Genomic DNA, 18,124 nt, shown 5'->3' with positions numbered 1-18,124 from the left:
CTCAAAGCATTGGTAGAATTTCCAGTGTGAAATGGGAGTATACATTGTTCAATGCATTCAAATATTGTATATTGTGAGTATAATGAAAGAATATTTAAAAGTTTATGAATACGCTTACAAATATAGCGGAGGTGGAGTTCCATATGGCCCAAACAAGTATTATTGTAAGGTTGGAATTAGATCATGCCAAAGTGAGCTTCGGAGATGTAGCCGCCGCAGTAAGTAAAGCCGGTGGAGATATTACATCGATTGACGTCATCCGTCCGGGTAAGGAAACATCGATTCGAGACATAACGGTAGATGGAGGCGACCATAGTGAACCTTTAATTGTTGAGTCGTTAAAAAATCTTAGTGGTATTAAGGTGATTAACGTATCCGACCGTACCTTTCTCGTTCATTTGGGAGGGAAAATCGTTATTCAACCAACACTCCCGATCAGGAATCGTGAGGATTTGTCACAGGTATACACACCAGGTGTAGCTAAAGTGTGTAAGGCTATTCATGAGAATCCGAGTAAAGCATATTCGTTAACTATCAAACGGAATACAGTCGCCGTGATTTCAGATGGAACAGCTGTACTTGGACTTGGCGATATTGGTCCCTATGCAGCAGCCCCTGTCATGGAAGGGAAGGCCATGTTATTCAAACAATTAGCGGGTGTAGATGCATTTCCACTGTGTCTAGATACGAGAGATACTGAAGAAATTATCCGTACTATTAAAGCGGTCAGCCCTATATTTGGTGGCATTAACCTTGAAGATATTAGCTCACCTCGTTGTTTTGAAATTGAGCAAAGGTTGACCGAAGAGCTCGATATACCGATCTTCCATGATGATCAACATGGGACCGCAGTGGTGGTGATCGCAGGACTCTTAAATGCGCTAAAGATTGTAAATAAACGGATAAATCATGTTCGTATCGTTGTTAACGGGATTGGAGCGGCAGGCGTATCTATTTGTAAAATGCTGTTGGATGCAGGTGTTACGCGTCTTGTGCCTGTTGACAAGGAAGGTGCTATTATCCATGGTGGAAAGTATGAACATCCGATGTGGCAGTGGCTTGCAGAACAACCGCAAGTTGAGAAGGAGTCTGGGTCATTAAAAGAACTCATTCGTGGAGCAGATGTATTTATCGGAGTATCACGTGGAGGTTTATTGAACGGAGATGATATTCAGTTAATGAACGAGCAATCCATTGTATTTGCTTTGGCTAATCCAGAGCCTGAAATAAATCCTGAAGAGGCGCTTGCGCATGTAGCTGTTTTGGCAACTGGACGAAGTGATTATCCGAATCAGATTAACAATGTGCTCGTATTTCCTGGGTTATTCAGAGGGGCACTGGATTGCCGTGCCACACGAATCAACGAGCCTATGAAATTAGCAGCTGCACGCGCAATCGCATCCGTTGTTTCGAATAATGAACTGAACGAACAATATATCATCCCAAGTATATTCAATGATCAGGTCGTGCCAGCAGTGCGCAAAGCCATTATTGAAGCAGCTATTTTGACGGGGGTAGCACGGCGTACTCCACCTGATTTCAGATAAAATAGGAGAAGGGTTCACTGATCGTTGAAATGATGAAGAATTACGAATAAATATCATATTATGAAATGAGTATTCAGCCCTCTGGCCTAGCTAGAGGGATATTTGTATTCAGTGGCTAAAGCTACGATGTTTCCTGCCGATTCAGATTCAAATAAAGTTATTATTCTTAGTGCAGTTTCCGAGTGAAGGAGTATAACCGATTAACCGAAGTGTTCAAACCACTATTAACGCTTCTTATTGTCAATGGATTAGAGATGGCTTTTAGACCCCACGGGCGCCATCATTGTTTCAGGAGTGGCTATGTTGGCATACAGAGTAAAGAATCCACCAATCATTTAGATGATATTTAGCAATGTTAACTATCCATTAACAATAGAATGATATTCACCAAACAAAACTCTCCTACAATTAGGTAGTACACAACCTATAAACACATATTCAGAGGGAGATGTCAGTTACATTGATCAGGATAAATAAGGTAAAACGAAGCGTATCTATACTAATGTTAAGCAGCATGATATTGAGTACTTTGACACCTGTTAGTTTTGCCGCAGGAACAGATGTAGTAGAGCCCATTATTATACCCGTTACAACCGGTGCTGATACGAAGAATGAAGTATTAGCCCCAGCACAAGATCCGCAAGAAGGTAAACTCCAAGAACTACAAATAGGACATACCCCTGCAAATATGATTTCAGAACTTCAGGATCTAACGGTAACAGTTGTTATTAACGGTGATACACAGCCGTGGACTGGCCATATACAGTATTCAATTGATGGTAAAGATGAGATGTCGATTCCACTAATGCCGGAAGGAACACAGGCAGATACCTATACAGCCACCATCCCAGGTGCAGAGATATTCGGTAATGAATTGAATTATTCGATTACCGCTCTAGATGAAGAATCCAAGCCTATTCTATCTACTACATATTCGGTAATCATCGAGGCTAATCAAGTCAATCAAGATAATCTACTAAATGTTGCTGTACCGCAAATTCCGTCACTGCTGATTACTGAGATGGTTCCAGATACAAGCAATCTTCCAGGAATAAGTGCAGATGGTTACGAGTACGTAGAAGTCTACAACAATACGGAACATGATCTGGACTTTAAGAATTATACTTTCTTTTACAATGGTAAGGACACGTGGACTCCTGTGATTGACAAAGACATGATCATTCCAGCTCATACTCCGGTTGTGTTCTGGATTATGAACGGAAGTAATAATGGGGAAAAAATAGAGAGTTTTAATCAAAATTATGCTGGATCTTCACTCGAAGAAGGGAAGAATTTGTTCCGCATTCTTGGTGGAACCGGCATGGCTAATACTAGCTCCAGAACACTGGTAATTAAGGACATTAAAGGAAATCCGATTGTTACTGCAGCCTATGAGGCAGCACATGTTAAATTAAATCAGGGCATATTCTTCAAGCATCCTGCTATTGGAAGTACGAACATGGTTGTTATGAGTAATTCAGGTCAACTACCGGCAACACCTGGAGCGATAGATCCTGAACAGCTCATACCCGTTATAGTTGAAGATAACAATAAGGCAGTAATTACACATATACCTGCTGCATCAGTGGATGTTAAGGACCTTGAGATTATCGCTCAGGTTGTGAATCCAGGTATGAATGCTGAAGGGTCGAAGAGCCCTGTGCTGCTTCTGTACAAAACACCATCGCAGACCAGATATACATCAGCAACGATGGTAGATACGAAAAATACAGGAGACTATACAGCGACGATTCCTGCATCTGTACTTACAGAAGCAAGCCTTGACTATAGAATACAAGTACAGACCACAGAGAGGGCTTATTCCTCACAAGTAAACATGCCTGTCTTTGACTCGACTAAGACACCCGTATTGTTGATTACGGAACTTGTACCGAATACGATCAACGTACCTACTACTTCCTCGGATGCTTATGAGTTTGTTGAGGTATATAACAATACGGATCAATCGGTTAATTTCAACAATTATAAACTTTATTATCGCTATCCAGACAAAGGTATAGCTAGTGATGTAGTATGGCCATCCACAAAGGAGAGTTTTGTAATTCCTTCTAAGCAATCCGTTGTGTTATGGATTAAAAACAGTGTGAATTCCTCGTATACAACAGAGGGTTTTAACCAATTTCACAATACTAGCCTTATAGCAGATCAAACGTTATTCACGATTCAGAGTGATGGAATGGCCAATTCCGGCAGACGTGCGATCGTAATTAAAACGAATACAGGTAAAGAAATATCTGCAGCTTATTACGATGCGGATACAGTATATGAAGGTGGTAAAGGCGACGAGACGAAGGAAGATAAAGCGCTTGTGTACGCTTATCCGATAAATGGAAGTACCGTTATGCTTAAGACGAGCTCAGGTACTTTAGCACCTACACCAGGGACGATCATAGCTACTCAGGTTCCAGCTGAACCCGTTCATGTGGAGATAGATAATATAGCTCCAACAGTGCAGGATCTGACAGGTGTACAAGCGATTAATCAGGCAAATAGCTTAGAACTAAAAGCAGATGCCAAGGATAACCGTGCAGTGACATCGGTCGGAGTCTATATTCGTTCTGACAAACAAGTGGAGTATGTTAGGCATAATCTGTCAGAAGACTTCAATGATACGATGTATCACCATAAGATATCTTCTGCAGATCTGATCGGTAGAGATTACATTGACTATTATTTCGTTGTTTCCGATGGCATGAATGAGACGACGTCGGATGTTGTAAGAGTGTCTATTACAGGCGGACCGGATCGGTCAGCACTTCGACTTAATGTGAAGGACAATGACCTTGTTAAAGGTAAGCATACGATTAAAGGAACAGCTCAAATCGCAGGTAACGATGCGTTGAAGCTGAACCTTGATGGTAAGTCGCTACCGGAGGCGAACTTGTTCTCCGAACTTGAGAATGATGCTTATTTTGTTTTCGATGCGACCAATGTTGATTATTACTTCAAAAATGCTGTAACGATGGGACCATCGGACCAGGAAGATAAGACGATTCTATACACGTTTATGGATCCGATTACTTCCTACACGACTCTCTCTTTCCCGATCAGTGCAGATCGTCTTAAGGTCGGTAATGATAATGTGATTTACGTTCGGGCAGGTTCCAAGTCATCACCATTCGATAAGCGTCCAGAAGAGAATAAGGATGATTTCGAGATTAAGAATGTAAGACTCTTACTCGCGGATGGCACTGAAATTTGGGATGCGGCCTATGCTGAACGGGACAAGCAGATCAAAATGGGAGATTCAGTGGGCAAGTCTGAATCGATCGGTTTCAGATTCGACTTAAATGCGAATCAGGTGAATTCCAAAGCCTATTCATGGGATACAACGACGGTTGCGGATGGCCCGCATGAGATATCTGTGTCGAGTGGCTCACATGAAGTTACTTCTAAAGTAATCGTGGACAATACCGCACCTTCCATTAAGCCATCGGTTGAAGAAGGCAAAGAATATCGTGGTGCTATGACACTGGATGCAATCATTGAAGATGCCTTTGCAGGTGTAGATACGGTTGAAGTGAAACTTGACGATAAGATTATTGAACTTCCTTACACAACTTCATCCGGTCAGATGGTTGGTGGAACGCATAAATTGTTAATCAATGCAACGGATAAAGTAGGGAACATTGCGAAAGTAAATGTGAACTTTAACGTACCAGATGAGAATCCGCTAGCACCTCAGCTGATTAGTCCAACACATGGACAAAACAATGTTGGTAGCAACGCTAAACTTACAGTGAAGGTACAGGATCCGACGGGTGATTTATTGGATGTTTTATTCTACAAAGGATTTAAATATGACGGCAACCGCGCAGAAGGATTTACGGGTTACATCAATGCATCGGTGACTGAACCGCCGAAGGAAATGGTTCCGTCTGGTGAAAAGGCACTTAGCCCTGATGACTATAAGAAGATTAGCGCAGTAGATGGGGAGTATCTTATTAATGATTCCGTGGAGAAATTCCCATATCAGCGTTTTGAAGTGAAGTTAGACTCATCCGTGAAGCAATCGGATGTAGTGGAGATCAACTGGAAGGGTAAATCCCTAGAAGGTCGCAAAGTCAGTCTGTATGCATGGAGCATTTCACCGAACAAATGGATACAGCTTGACCATACTATTGCAGGTACAGAAGATTTTGAATTAAATGCAGTCGTGAAAGCAGGAGAGTATGCAAACGCTCAGATCATTCAGGTTATGGTGCAAGATGAGATTGCCGTACAAGCGGGTACCCCGGCAGTTACTAATAAACCAACACCGGAAACACAGGATCCTTATGATTTCTCTTTCGTATGGATGTCTGATACTCAATACTATTCCCAAAGCTATCCGAAGATTTATGAGAAGATTGTGAACTGGGTTGTTGATCAAAAAGAAAAGATGAATATCAAATATGTTATTCACACAGGGGACGTTGTAGATAAATCCTATCAGGATTATCAATGGGATGAAGCTAGTAAGGATATGAAGGTACTTGAAGATGCTCAGATTCCTTACGGCGTTCTGGCAGGTAATCATGATGTAGGTCATCAGGATAATGACTATACGAAGTTCCAACAGTATTTCGGTGAAGATCGTTTTAAGAACAATTTAACATTTGCAGGTTCCTATGAAAACAACCGTGGACACTATGATTTAGTGTCATCTAACGGAAATGATTTTATTATCGTCTACATGGGCTGGGGACTTGGGGACAAGGAAATCGACTGGATGAATGAGGTTGTTGCTAAATATCCGGAACGTAAAGCGATTCTCAGTCTGCATGAATATATGCTGGTATCGAATAACAGGGCACCCATTGCCGATAAAATTTTTGAAAAAGTAGTTAAACCGAATAAGAATGTTTTTGCTACATTGTCGGGACATTATCACGATGCTCAGTTGAAAGTGGACGAGCTGGATGATAACGGTGACGGCGTAGCTGATCGTAAAGTATTCCAGATGCTTGCTGATTACCAAGGAGCACCGGAAGGCGGACTTGGATATATCCGTCTGATGCAGTTCGACATGAAGAATAATAAGCTTCATATCAAGACATACTCACCGCATTTGGACGACTATAATTTCTATGATCCACTTACGAATCCGAATAAAGACGAATTTACGTTAGATCTAGATTTACAACCGAAGACCAAACGTGTTGCGACTGATTATATTAGCGTGAAGGTCTATACCGATGAACTAATCGGTTCGAATACGAAAGTGAGGAGTGGTGCTCAGACTTCCGTGAACTTGATGAACTTAAGCCCGAACAGTTACCAGCAGTGGTATACAAAGGCTGAAGATCAGAACAGTGGAAGTACGCTCTCAGATATTTGGGGCTTCTATACCGGAGCAGCTGACGAAGTCGTACATCCAGAAGTTCCTGGCGGGGGAAGTAATACGGGTGGTAATAACGGATCGCCTAATCAGGGAGCCGGGACAACTCCTACACCCGTGCCACCGATAGCTCAAGGGGAAATTACCATTAATCCAGCGGCGGACGGAATTTATAAAGTAGAAGATGCTGTTCTAGATAAGGCTATTACAGGTGCAGTGAATGGTAAAATTGTGATTACGCTGAATAATAAGCTTGGTCAAGGAATAGTACCTGTAATTCATCTACCCTCCGCCAGCGTTCAAAAAGCGAAGAACAACAACCTAACCATCATAATTGTTGCACCAGAATTGACTGTGACACTGTCTGCAGCTTCACTACCGGAACATCTAAATGATGCGGATCTACTTGTACTTCGGATGGATACGACGATGAATACTTCCATGCAGAACTCCATTACCCAGTCTATTGGTAGTAACAAGAAATATACAATATCGGGTCTGGTATACACGCTCAGCATGGTTACAATCATGGGACAAACGGAGACGCAAATACATGAATTAACAGGTCCAGTTACGGTTGAGAGAACTTGGCCTAATGGAATACAATATCCGCTGAATACTGACTATGCGGGAGTATATTACTTAAACGGTACGAAGCCCGAATACAAGGGGGGCATCTTTAGTGGCAACACGGTTACCTTTACTACGAATCATTTCTCATCATTTGCAGTACTGGAGTACCACAAGGAGTTTGCAGATGTATCAGGAAGTTGGGCAGCTGATTATATCGGCAAGCTCACAGCGAAACATATCATCAACGGTACGGATGAGAATCACTATAGTCCTAAGCTGAACGTAAAGAGAGCCGACTTTGTTACATTGGCTGTACGTGCATTGGGACTGGATACGAAGGCCGTAGAACATTCATTCTCGGATGTACCTACGAATGCTTATTATGCAGACGCTGTAGCGCAAGCGGCTAAATTGGGGCTGATCCAAGGAACTAGCGGGAAATTCCGTCCAAAGGATACGATCAGTCGTGAGGAAGCCGCAGCGATTTTGATGAAAATGTCAGAGTATAAGAAACAAGCAAGTGGAGGATCTTCTATTCCAGCATTTGCTGATATGAGCCATGTGTCTGTGTGGGCCAAGGAGGCCGTATCTCAAGTGAAAGAATCCGGACTGATGAATGGAAAAGGGAACAATAAATTTGATCCACAAGGTAGTGTAACTCGCGCTGAAATTGCGAAAATGCTATTCATATTATTGAACAAGTAACTCGTATAATTTAGTGTGCTAGAGAAGCTTGGTGGGATATTCTCACTAAGCCTCTTTTTGTTCAGAAAACGTAGACTTTTCACTAAGCATCTATTGGCTTACACGAGAGAGGTCATTCACACGCGGTTCTATCGTCTGTCACAAGAACATTAACGAGCGATTTTTCAAGCTTGTCATGCTAGTCTGCATAATGTGACCAAGTCCCTCATAAACATGTACTAATCAATTCAATACATGTGGATAAAGGGGATGATGTCATGCGCCGGATATCGTGGGTGCTTGCTATGGTGTTATGCGTTACCGTCGTGTTGGCAGGTTGCGGTGGAAAGAAGGATGCTGCTTCCGTCGTTAAAGACCTGAACAACGTGGTCGACAAGTTACAAAGCAAGGATGGTTCGTACAAAGGTAAAGGTAACATGACGTTGTACACAGGTGAGAAGCCACAGCAGTATGATGTGGAAGTATGGTATCAGAATCCTTCGTTTTATCGGATTAGCTTGAAGAATGCTCAGAAGAATATTACGCAAGTCGTTCTACGTAATGATGATGGGGTATTCGTTCTTACACCAAGTCTGAACAAAAGCTTTAGATTCCAAAGTGATTGGCCAGAGAATCAAGGGCAAGTGTATTTATTTCAGACACTGGCCAGAGGTATCCTCACGGACAACACCCGCCAATTCGTAGATGACAAGGAAAGTTATGTATTTGATGTTGCAGCGAATTATCACAGTCAATCTCTTGTTCGGCAAAAGATTTGGCTGAATAAAGACAGTTATGCACCGAAGCAGGTACAGGTATCGGATTCCGAAGCTAATGTTGTTGTTGAAGTGAAATTTAATGAATTTGAATTCAATGCCAAATTCGAAAAAGATTCATTCGATATGCAACGTAACATGACAGCTATGGGTGATTCGCTTGGAACGATTACAGAAGTAGATGAGTCTGGTAATGCAATCGAACCAGTCTTGTCCGAAGGAACGCAACCTGAACCGGTTAAGAAGGAATTAGGTAGCTTCGGTGTTATCGAACCAAACTATATTCCTGAGGGTGTTGTGAAGAATGGTATAACTCAAATAGCTAATAGTAAAGATCATGCCGTAGTATTACGATATGACGGAACGTATCAATACACAGTAATGGAAGCACGGCCACTTGATCGTGCGGTATCCATTGCACCAGGTGAAGTGATCGATCTAGGGTTTACGGTGGGACTATTGACTGGGGATGAACAGAAGACATTAACGTGGATGGATGATGGAATTGAATTCCGAATTACGAGTGCTAATCTTCCAGATATTGAAATGAGAAAAATCGCAGAGTCTTTATCCGAACAAACGGGTAAATAATAGTTGTAGACGGATGTCCGTATTGTTGGGGTACTTTCCCTCTACAATTAAGGACATCCGTCTTTTCTTTATAGGTTATGGCGTATGTGGATAAACGACGGTACCAGATAGCTTAAGGACAATTGACAGACGCCTTCCAGAACATTACCATTAGTTTAATACAAACATCTAAAGATGATTGCTCAAACTTCAGAGAAGGTGACTGGAATTGCTAGTAAACTATCGACCAACAATAGCGGAGATTAATTTGGACCATCTCATTGCAAATTATCATGTTTTCCGCTCGGCATTACCACAAGATATGATGATATTAGCTTGTGTAAAGGCCAATGCATATGGACATGGCGCGGTGAAAGTGGCTCAAGTGATGGAGAAAGTGGGTGCTAATTATCTGAGTGTTGCTTTCTTAGATGAAGCATTAGAGCTTCGTCGAGCAGGTATACAGCTCCCAATTTTGATTCTGGGGTATACGCCTCCTGAAGCTATCCAGGTCGCTTGGGAGAATGATATTACGGTAACATTATTTACTCAGGAAGTACTTGATGCCATGAGTCAATTACCGGTTCAAAGTACTGTTAAACCTCTAAAAGTACACATCAAGATCGACAGTGGAATGGGACGACTTGGACTATTCCCTGATGAAGCGCAATCTTTTATAGAAAAGGCTTTCTCGACCACAGGTATTGAAGTTGAAGGGATGTTTACTCATTACGCCAAGGCAGATGAAGAAGATAAAAGTTATACACTGGAGCAGTACCGACGGTTTCTATGCGTTGCTGATGCACTAGGAGAGAAGGGGTATCATATCCCTATTATACATACGGGAAACAGTGCGACTGCAATCGACATGCCACTTATATCTCATAATATGGTGCGTATAGGCATCAGCTTGTACGGACTCTATCCGTCAGATGAAGTGAATGCTCAAAAGATTGCATTGATCCCGGTATTGACGCTAAAGACGCAAACGGTATATGTAAAGACGCTTCCTCCACATGCGGGAATTAGTTACGGTAGCAAATATGTGACGGAAGATGATGAAGTTATTGGGACTCTTCCGATCGGTTATGCTGATGGATATTCTCGTAGGTTGAGTGGCAAGGCAGAAGTACTGATACGCGGACGCCGCATTCCTATCGTCGGAACAATCTGCATGGACCAGTGTATGGTATCAATGCAATCTTTTGCTGAAGAGGCAAAAGAAATTCAAGTGGGTGAAGAGGTTGTTCTCATCGGCCAACAGTCTGGCGATTGTATTACTGCAGATGAGTTGGCATCCAAGCTAGGTACCATCCATTACGAAGTGATCTGTATGTTAGCCGCAAGGATTCCGCGCCACTATATTCAAGGTGGAGTCCTTCAACACGTAGTCAACCCCTTAATGCTTTAGGTATGATCACCAATTGGCTTTTAATAAGGACAAAGGATCGTAAGATAAGATCTCAATTGTTGTCTTTTGAAAGTAAGAGTATGTCTTACGTAAATGCTGATTGTAGTTTATAATGGAATGTAGCATACATGATATACGATTAGCATATATATTCCTTTGTATAAATTTCCTTGAATTAAGCTATACTGGTGCTCAGGTGATAAGGTGTTGTGGGGGTGGAAGAGAAGGTGGCTAATTTGCAGAACACGAAGAGAATAATGATCAGTTTACCAGATCATCTTTTGCAGGAAGTGGACGGGATCGTCGCGCTGGAGAATTCCAATCGTAGTGAACTCATAAGGCAAGCCATGAAACTGTATTTGACGGAACGGAAGAAGAGATACATCCGTGAGTCCATGCAACGTGGCTACATGGAAATGGCAAAGATTAACTTGACCATGGCGTCTGAGGCTTTCCACGCAGAGGAAGATGCGGACAGCACTTTAGGCCGCTCAGTAAGCGGGGTGTGAACATTGATTGTAAAACGCGGTGATGTATTTTTCGCGGACCTTTCACCTGTTGTAGGATCTGAACAGGGAGGGGTAAGGCCTGTTTTGATCATTCAGAATGACATTGGTAATCGTTTCAGTCCTACGGTAATCGTAGCAGCGATTACCGCGCAAATTCAAAAGGCAAAGCTTCCTACCCATGTAGAGATTGATGCAATCTCTCATGGATTTGACAGGGATTCCGTCATTTTACTGGAGCAAGTTCGGACGATTGACAAACAAAGACTAACAGATAAAATTACACATCTTGATGAGGAAACCATGAAGAAGGTAGATGAAGCTCTGCTAATCTCTTTAAGCTTAATTGATTTTTAAAGGATTATCTTCGGTTTATATTATAGCGGGAAATAAGGCGGACCTAAGGGTGCGCCTTTCCTGATGTCTGGTAAGTAATGAATTATTATAGACAAAAGAAGAGGTTGAGATCTGCTTCAGTTCAAGGTGCCTAAAGTGGGTAGGGTGGAAATCTACTCGAAAGTTTGTGATAATAGGGTTCTATAGCTAAGTTGGAAAGAGGGATATCATTGTCAGAACAAGAAGCAGTTGTAGAGATAGATGAAGCCGAGATGAAAGCGGAAGAACAAGAACGTATTGTTAAACAGACCGCTAAAGAATTGAACATCTCTTTGAAGCAAGTTCGTACAACAGTAGGTTTATTGGATGAGGGGAATACCATACCATTCATTGCTCGTTATCGTAAAGAAATGACGGGAGAACTCGATGAGAATCAATTAAGGGATATCGAAGAACGCGTAGGCTACTTGCGGAATTTAGAAGAACGTAAGCGGGAAGTCATTCGAATTATAAATGAGCAAGGAAAACTTACAGTTGAATTAAAGGCGTCTATTGTACAAGCAGTCAAATTGCAAGAAGTGGAAGATCTGTATCGTCCATATCGGCAAAAGCGCAAAACTCGCGCAAGTATGGCGAAGGAAAAAGGTTTGGAGCCTTTGGCGAGTTGGATATGGGATCAGCCTAAGCAAGGAGATTTAACCAGTGAGGCAACGTCATATGTAGATGCTGAACAAGGTGTGGATTCACCTGAGGATGCGATCCAAGGCGCAATGGATATCCTTGCTGAGAACATTGCAGATGAAGCTGTGATCCGTGCTTGGGTACGCCGATATACGATGGATCATGGATTGTTGGATTCCGAGGCAAAGGATAAAGAACAAGAGTCTGTATACGAGAACTACTATAGTTACAAAGAATTAGCTAAGAAGATGCCTCCTCACCGCATTCTTGCTATTAATCGTGGTGAAAGAGAGAACATTCTTAAAGTGGGTCTCGACGTACCAGCTGAATCCATCCATTCCTACATGGGTAATCAAGTAATCAAGGGCGATTCTGTTGTGAAAAAAGTACTGCAATCCGTTGTTGAAGATGCATACAAACGTCTAATCGCACCATCTATTGAGCGGGAGATTCGTGCAGAACTGACGGAAAAGGGTGAGAATCAAGCGATTTCTATTTTCTCAGGCAACTTACGTAGCTTGCTCTTACAACCGCCAGTGAAAGGTCGTTGTGTGTTGGGTGTAGATCCTGCCTTCCGTACAGGCTGTAAGCTTGCGGTAGTGGATGATACAGGTAAACTTCTAGAAGTAGCAGTTACCTATCCAACGCCACCACATAATAAGAAGCGGGAAGCAACCGAGAAATTCCAAGAATTGATCTCTAAGTATAAGATCCAATTGATTGTTATTGGGAATGGAACGGCTTCTAGAGAGACTGAACAATTCGTTGCTGAAATCATTAGTGATCTGAACGACAAAGAACTTGCATATCTAATCGTCAATGAAGCAGGTGCAAGTGTGTATTCTGCTTCTAAGTTAGCGGCAGCAGAATTCCCTGATCTGGATGTTGCTGAGCGGAGTGCAGTTTCCATTGCTCGTCGTATTCAGGACCCATTAGCTGAGTTAGTTAAGATTGATCCCAAAGCCATCGGTGTCGGTCAATATCAGCATGATGTGAGTCCGAAACATTTGGAAGAGAGCCTCAAGGCAGTTGTTGAATCAGCAGTTAACCATGTTGGTGTTGATGTAAATACGGCTTCACCGTCGCTATTGTCTTATGTAGCAGGAGTGAATGCGACAACTGCCAAGAATATCGTTAAGTATCGGGAAGAGAATGGTAAGTTCCTAACTCGTAAACAACTGCAAAAGGTTCCACGCTTAGGAGCAAAAACGTACGAGCAATGTATTGGATTTATGAGAATTTCGGAAGGAAAGGATCTGCTTGATAGCACTCCGATCCATCCAGAGTCCTATTCCGTTGTAGATCGTATTTTCCGTGAATTAAATGTGGGGTTAGAGAAGTTGGGAAGCCAAGAACTTAGTCACATCCTGGAACAACAAGATGTTGAGATTCTAGCAACCAAACTAGATGTTGGTGTACCAACATTACGTGATATATTGGAAAGCTTACAGCGTCCTGGACGCGATCCTCGTGAGGAGCTGCCTCTGCCTATCTTCCGAACAGATGTGTTGAAGATGGAAGACTTAGCACCGGGTATGGAGATGCAAGGTACTGTACGTAATGTTATTGACTTCGGAGCCTTCGTGGATATCGGAATCAAAAATGATGGATTAGTACACATCTCACAATTAAGTAATGGTTATGTTAAGCACCCTATGGATATCGTCTCTGTTGGTGATAATGTGACGGTATGGGTACTCAATATAGATGAGAAAAAGGGCCGTGTTGGACTTACGATGAGGAACCCTAGGAAGGATCAGGTTTAATCAACGGATCACTAGGCAAGAAAAAGCTTCGCCTCCCTATAAGGATGGCGAAGCTTTTTTTCATGTACATATAAGTATGATGTCACTTATGAAGACCGACTACTGTTATCATCAGGAGCATTGTGGTAGAAAAACCAGCACTCATTAAGCAGTTTAATTTGGCGACGATCTCTTTTAATGAAAGCACGCATTAATTGATTGCTTAGCCATTGCGGCAAGGGTATCTCCTCCTCTTGCATTCCATCTGTATGTTTAACATATGGAGGAGAAGCCCAATTTGTGCAGGTCTACATGTTATCTATTCGAATTCTTCTTCGTACCATTGCTCTAGTTGAGCTTGTAGAGCGCGGATTTCCGTGAGTAGTGATATAATTGGATAGCTTTTCTCATCAATGGATGAAAAGGATTGTTCTAATTCATTGATGTAATGTAGTCCATTTTGTATCGAATATTGTTCTTGTAAAAGATCTAAAGTATCGCATTCAGCGATAGCCAGTGGCAAGGTTGGGATTTCAAGGGCTGTCAGTTTACTGATCTCTTTATTGAGGCGTAAATTAAGGGCACTTAACTGGTAAGCGTAGTCTGCAGGCATTTCTACAAACTGAAGTTCCTGTTGTTGCTGTAGAATAACGTATCTCATCTTTGCCATATCTTGTTGGAATCCTCCTTATAAAATAAATAAATGCTATACTATCTTTTCTCTCAATCGCTATACTTGACAGTGTAGCGTATGATGAAGTTAAAATTCAAGTATATGGATTGAACTAAAGTTATGCTAACCCTCAAATTGTTGTTTCTATATGACCATTCGAAAGGAAACGTACCGAATCTATGAAAGAAAATATGACGAATGAGGAACTACAGGCATGGGTAGAGAAGATTTCTATGGATAGTTTCGGAGTCCCGTTTCAACATCGTGCCATGTTTAATGGTCGATTGTCTTCTACAGGAGGGCGGTATTTCCTGAAAGGGCACAATATAGAGATTAATCCGCATCAACTGGATAACTTCGGCAATGAAGAAGTAGAAAAAATTATAAAACATGAATTGTGTCACTATCACCTCCATCTGAGAGGTAGAGGATACCGACATCGTGATCAAGAATTCAAACAGCTTTTGAAGCAAGTAGGGGGGAGTAGATTCTGTCAGTCTCTACCTGGAACTAAAGCCAGAAAGCCTCAGCCTTACCGGTATAAGCTGACTTGTAGTCAATGCGGAATGGCGTATCTTCGTAAGCGGAAGGTGGACCCCAAGCGCTACCGTTGTGGAAAATGTAGCGGTAAGCTGCGAATATATGAACTTGACTCGAATTCATCAGGATGATATATTAATGTTTGTATTCATGTTTATTGTTCCCTGATAGCTCAGTTGGTAGAGCACTCGACTGTTAATCGAGTTGTCACAGGTTCGAGCCCTGTTCGGGGAGCCATTATTATTTGGAGAGATACCCAAGTGGCTATAAGGGGACCCTCTGCTAAGGGGTTAGACTGCGTAAGCGGTGCGTGGGTTCGAATCCCACTCTCTCCGCCATTTTTATTAGCTGATTTGATTAGTGTTTAACCAATGAACCTAACGGGTTCTTTTTTTTATAAAAAAATGCTTGTCATGGTATTATATTTTTGTTATAATCATTTTTGTCGTCACAAGAAGTCATTCATTATGGCCCGTTGGTCAAGCGGTTAAGACACCTCCCTTTCACGGAGGTAACAGGGGTTCGATTCCCCTACGGGTCACCATTTTAATCTTAATTTTTTCCTCACTTATGGCACACATCATTGTGAAGTCACCGAGAGCCATTAGCTCAGTTGGTAGAGCACCTGACTTTTAATCAGGGTGTCGAAGGTTCGAATCCTTCATGGCTCACCATTATTACGCGGACGTGGTGGAACGGCAGACACGCTACCTTGAGGGGGTAGTGGGGGTAACCCCGTGGAGGTTCAAATCCTCTCGCCCGCATTATAGTTTCATTTAAGTAATCCTTACTACGGTAGGGATTATTTTTTGTTGTCTGCACATTCTTGCTTCAATATGCAAGTTTAAACTACACTTTTGACCAACAGAATTGTTGGAGTGGAGGGAACATTAAGTGCCGGATTTACAAGGGAAGGTCGCTTTGTGGCTGGAGCTACTCGGGGAGCAGGTAGAGGCATTGCAGCAACGTGCTGTTTTTTCGCATATGATTACGAGCTATTATGGGGCACCACTGATGCAGAAGAGGAGGAGCGGACTAATTATAGAAATAACAGACGGTGTAACTACGATTACCGCGGCAATCTTTATTACAGCCTGGCTAAAACCTCCGTGATTCATCTGGCTAATGCAATGGGTGCAGACTTGTCTGATTCAAATGTCAGTGCACTTGCGCTTTCACCTGGATTTCTACGTTCGGAAGCTATGCTTGAGTACTTTGGTGTGATGGAGGAGAACTGGCAAGAGGGTGCACGTAAAGATCCTCATTTTATAGCTTCAGAAACACCATGTTACATTGGTCGTGCGGTAGCATCACTGGCTGCAGATCCTGAAATTATGAGGAAATCTGGAAAAGCATTTAGTACATGGGGCCTTGTAGAAGAGTATGGATATCAGGATAAGGATGGAACACAACCGCACTGGGGTGACTACTATGCTGAAGTGCTGTCGAAAGAAGGATAGAGTTAGTTGGATATGGTTGAAAAAAACGCCTTTGAAACCGTCTTTCGATGGTTACAAGGGCGTTAGATCTGAAATCATCCTAAAGATTGTTTTCGTGATGCATTAGTCTTGAATTGCTTCATCATATAAATAGCATAGATTACAATGAATAATACAAGGAATATAGATGAATAGCGGTACATCATAGCATAATTGGAGTGGGAAGCGATTTGTCCTAGAAGGAGAGCGCCTATGGCCACCCCGAGATCAAGTGAATTGAAATACATACTATTGGCCATGCCTTGTTGTTGTGGGGATACAGATTGAATCATCCAAGATTGAAGTGTAGGTTGTGCGGTACCGAAACCCACACCATAACATAATGCTGCAATGCTTAAGAAACCGGTAGTCGTTGAATAAGAAAGTAAAATTAATCCGGCAATTAGAAATAGAGCGGCTGGTATGAGAAGAACGACATGGCCTTTACGGTCATAAAGTTTACCTGATATCGGACGGATGATAATAACGGAAATAACATTAAATAAGAAGAATAACGATACATTCGCGAGATGAGCTTCTTTTCCGAAAAGAATTAAAAAGCTTAATAACCCGCCATATGTGATAGACATCAACATGTTAAGTAAACTTGGTAAAAGTAGACTTTTGTTGAAACCTGGTTGTTTCGTTGCTATTGATAGATCTTTAGTTGGTATAGATGGCACCTTTACTTTTTTACTTAAGGGATAGATTAAGGGCAGTATCAGCAGAGAAATACCCAAGGTTGCATATACTAATGTGGTGAAACCTTGTTGATCTAATAAAAAGCTCCCGATGACGGGACCCAGAGACAAGGCGATACTCGTTGATAAACCGAAATAACCTAAACCTTCACCTAATCGTCTGACGGATATTACGCCGGATGCCATCGTTGGCAAGGTTGTACTTCCCATTCCGAAGCCGATTCCAAATACAACACGCATAGTTAGTAATAATGCTAATGTCCCACTCCATAAATATCCGAAGGTAGCGAGTATGATGAGAATAAGTCCTGTGAAAAGGATGGTGTTTCTTTTTCCTTTTTCTAATGCTTTGGCAGAGAACAATCGTGAAGCAATGGCAGATAGCGCAAAAACAGTTGTGAACAGACTAACAGTCAGATCATTTGCACCGAAATGGTTTTTAACATAGGCAGACATTGGAGATAATATCATTTGTAGATTTAAAAATAATAGCAAGTTACAAAAGCTGAGCATGATGAAGTCTCGGGTCCAGAGTTTCTCTTGAATGTTTTTCATGCTTTCA

At 42.0% G+C, this 18,124-nt stretch carries 11 protein-coding genes, 5 tRNA genes and 1 pseudogene; 14 read left to right on the top strand and 3 right to left on the bottom strand.

The annotated features are described in order from the left end of the window. Positions 1 to 143 precede the first annotated feature (143 nt). From PBAT_RS01815 to PBAT_RS01785, 7 genes are all read left to right on the top strand, one after another. Positions 144 to 1,547 carry an NAD-dependent malic enzyme gene (locus tag PBAT_RS01815; protein WP_068646025.1) on the top strand — a complete coding sequence of 468 codons (1,404 nt, stop codon included), beginning with the start codon at positions 144 to 146 and terminating at the stop codon, positions 1,545 to 1,547. A gap of 520 nt (positions 1,548 to 2,067) precedes the next feature. Next, positions 2,068 to 8,166, top strand: a complete 6,099-nt coding sequence (locus PBAT_RS01810; RefSeq protein WP_169810072.1) for an S-layer homology domain-containing protein — start codon at positions 2,068 to 2,070, stop codon at positions 8,164 to 8,166. 257 nt (positions 8,167 to 8,423) lie between these two features. Next, a complete protein-coding gene (locus PBAT_RS01805) occupies positions 8,424 to 9,512 on the top strand; it encodes an outer membrane lipoprotein-sorting protein (protein ID WP_068646023.1) in 1,089 nt (362 codons plus the stop codon). A gap of 208 nt (positions 9,513 to 9,720) precedes the next feature. After that, entirely contained in the window at positions 9,721 to 10,902 is a 1,182-nt protein-coding gene (gene alr / locus PBAT_RS01800; protein ID WP_068646022.1) for an alanine racemase, read from the top strand. Positions 10,903 to 11,129: 227 nt separating this feature from the next. Further along, positions 11,130 to 11,411, top strand: a complete 282-nt coding sequence (locus PBAT_RS01795; protein ID WP_068528371.1) for a CopG family ribbon-helix-helix protein — start codon at positions 11,130 to 11,132, stop codon at positions 11,409 to 11,411. A gap of 3 nt (positions 11,412 to 11,414) precedes the next feature. Continuing rightward, entirely contained in the window at positions 11,415 to 11,765 is a 351-nt protein-coding gene (locus PBAT_RS01790) for a type II toxin-antitoxin system PemK/MazF family toxin (RefSeq protein WP_068527880.1), read from the top strand. A gap of 251 nt (positions 11,766 to 12,016) precedes the next feature. Further along, positions 12,017 to 14,191 carry a Tex family protein gene (locus tag PBAT_RS01785; RefSeq protein ID WP_149466463.1) on the top strand — a complete coding sequence of 725 codons (2,175 nt, stop codon included), beginning with the start codon at positions 12,017 to 12,019 and terminating at the stop codon, positions 14,189 to 14,191. 86 nt (positions 14,192 to 14,277) lie between these two features. Here PBAT_RS01785 and cmpA read toward each other — a convergent pair whose 3' ends face one another. Beyond that, positions 14,278 to 14,409, bottom strand: a complete 132-nt coding sequence (cmpA, locus tag PBAT_RS25090; RefSeq protein WP_149466395.1) for a cortex morphogenetic protein CmpA — start codon at positions 14,407 to 14,409, stop codon at positions 14,278 to 14,280. An 80-nt stretch (positions 14,410 to 14,489) separates the two neighbouring features. Then, entirely contained in the window at positions 14,490 to 14,840 is a 351-nt protein-coding gene (locus tag PBAT_RS01780) for a hydrolase/acyltransferase (RefSeq protein WP_068646020.1), read from the bottom strand. A gap of 194 nt (positions 14,841 to 15,034) precedes the next feature. On the opposite strand from PBAT_RS01780, the gene PBAT_RS01775 reads away from it, so the two are divergent. The 7 genes and pseudogenes from PBAT_RS01775 to PBAT_RS25735 all read left to right on the top strand — a co-directional run. Then, positions 15,035 to 15,514 (top strand): SprT family protein, encoded by a 480-nt coding sequence (locus PBAT_RS01775; RefSeq protein ID WP_149466462.1) that lies wholly within the window; start codon positions 15,035 to 15,037, stop codon positions 15,512 to 15,514. A 30-nt stretch (positions 15,515 to 15,544) separates the two neighbouring features. Continuing rightward, positions 15,545 to 15,620, top strand: a tRNA-Asn gene (locus PBAT_RS01770). A gap of 9 nt (positions 15,621 to 15,629) precedes the next feature. Then, positions 15,630 to 15,721: transfer RNA gene (locus PBAT_RS01765), tRNA-Ser, on the top strand. A 131-nt stretch (positions 15,722 to 15,852) separates the two neighbouring features. After that, positions 15,853 to 15,927, top strand: a tRNA-Glu gene (locus PBAT_RS01760). Positions 15,928 to 15,981: 54 nt separating this feature from the next. Beyond that, positions 15,982 to 16,057: transfer RNA gene (locus PBAT_RS01755), tRNA-Lys, on the top strand. Positions 16,058 to 16,064: 7 nt separating this feature from the next. Then, a tRNA-Leu gene (locus PBAT_RS01750) sits at positions 16,065 to 16,147 on the top strand. 193 nt (positions 16,148 to 16,340) lie between these two features. Next, positions 16,341 to 16,843: pseudogene (locus tag PBAT_RS25735) on the top strand (SDR family NAD(P)-dependent oxidoreductase); the annotation flags it as partial. A 74-nt stretch (positions 16,844 to 16,917) separates the two neighbouring features. On the opposite strand, the gene PBAT_RS01735 reads toward PBAT_RS25735, so the two are convergent. Beyond that, positions 16,918 to 18,117 (bottom strand): MFS transporter, encoded by a 1,200-nt coding sequence (locus PBAT_RS01735; protein WP_068646016.1) that lies wholly within the window; start codon positions 18,115 to 18,117, stop codon positions 16,918 to 16,920. Between the last annotated feature and the right edge of the window lie 7 nt (positions 18,118 to 18,124).

This window comes from Paenibacillus antarcticus (assembly GCF_001637225.1).
Taxonomy (GTDB): domain Bacteria; phylum Bacillota; class Bacilli; order Paenibacillales; family Paenibacillaceae; genus Paenibacillus_AQ; species Paenibacillus_AQ antarcticus.
Note: the sequence above shows the minus strand (reverse complement) of the source record. Positions and strands in the feature narration are given on the sequence as shown.

Excerpts from the sequence above, each read along its gene's own strand:
- PBAT_RS01780 (WP_068646020.1), bottom strand. The coding sequence starts at position 14,840 with ATGGCAAAGATGAGATACGTTATTCTACAGCAACAACAGGAACTTCAG.
- PBAT_RS01815 (WP_068646025.1), top strand. The coding sequence starts at position 144 with ATGGCCCAAACAAGTATTATTGTAAGGTTGGAATTAGATCATGCCAAA.
- PBAT_RS01775 (WP_149466462.1), top strand. The coding sequence starts at position 15,035 with ATGACGAATGAGGAACTACAGGCATGGGTAGAGAAGATTTCTATGGAT.
- PBAT_RS01735 (WP_068646016.1), bottom strand. The coding sequence starts at position 18,117 with ATGAAAAACATTCAAGAGAAACTCTGGACCCGAGACTTCATCATGCTC.
- PBAT_RS01805 (WP_068646023.1), top strand. The coding sequence starts at position 8,424 with ATGCGCCGGATATCGTGGGTGCTTGCTATGGTGTTATGCGTTACCGTC.
- PBAT_RS01785 (WP_149466463.1), top strand. The coding sequence starts at position 12,017 with ATGAAAGCGGAAGAACAAGAACGTATTGTTAAACAGACCGCTAAAGAA.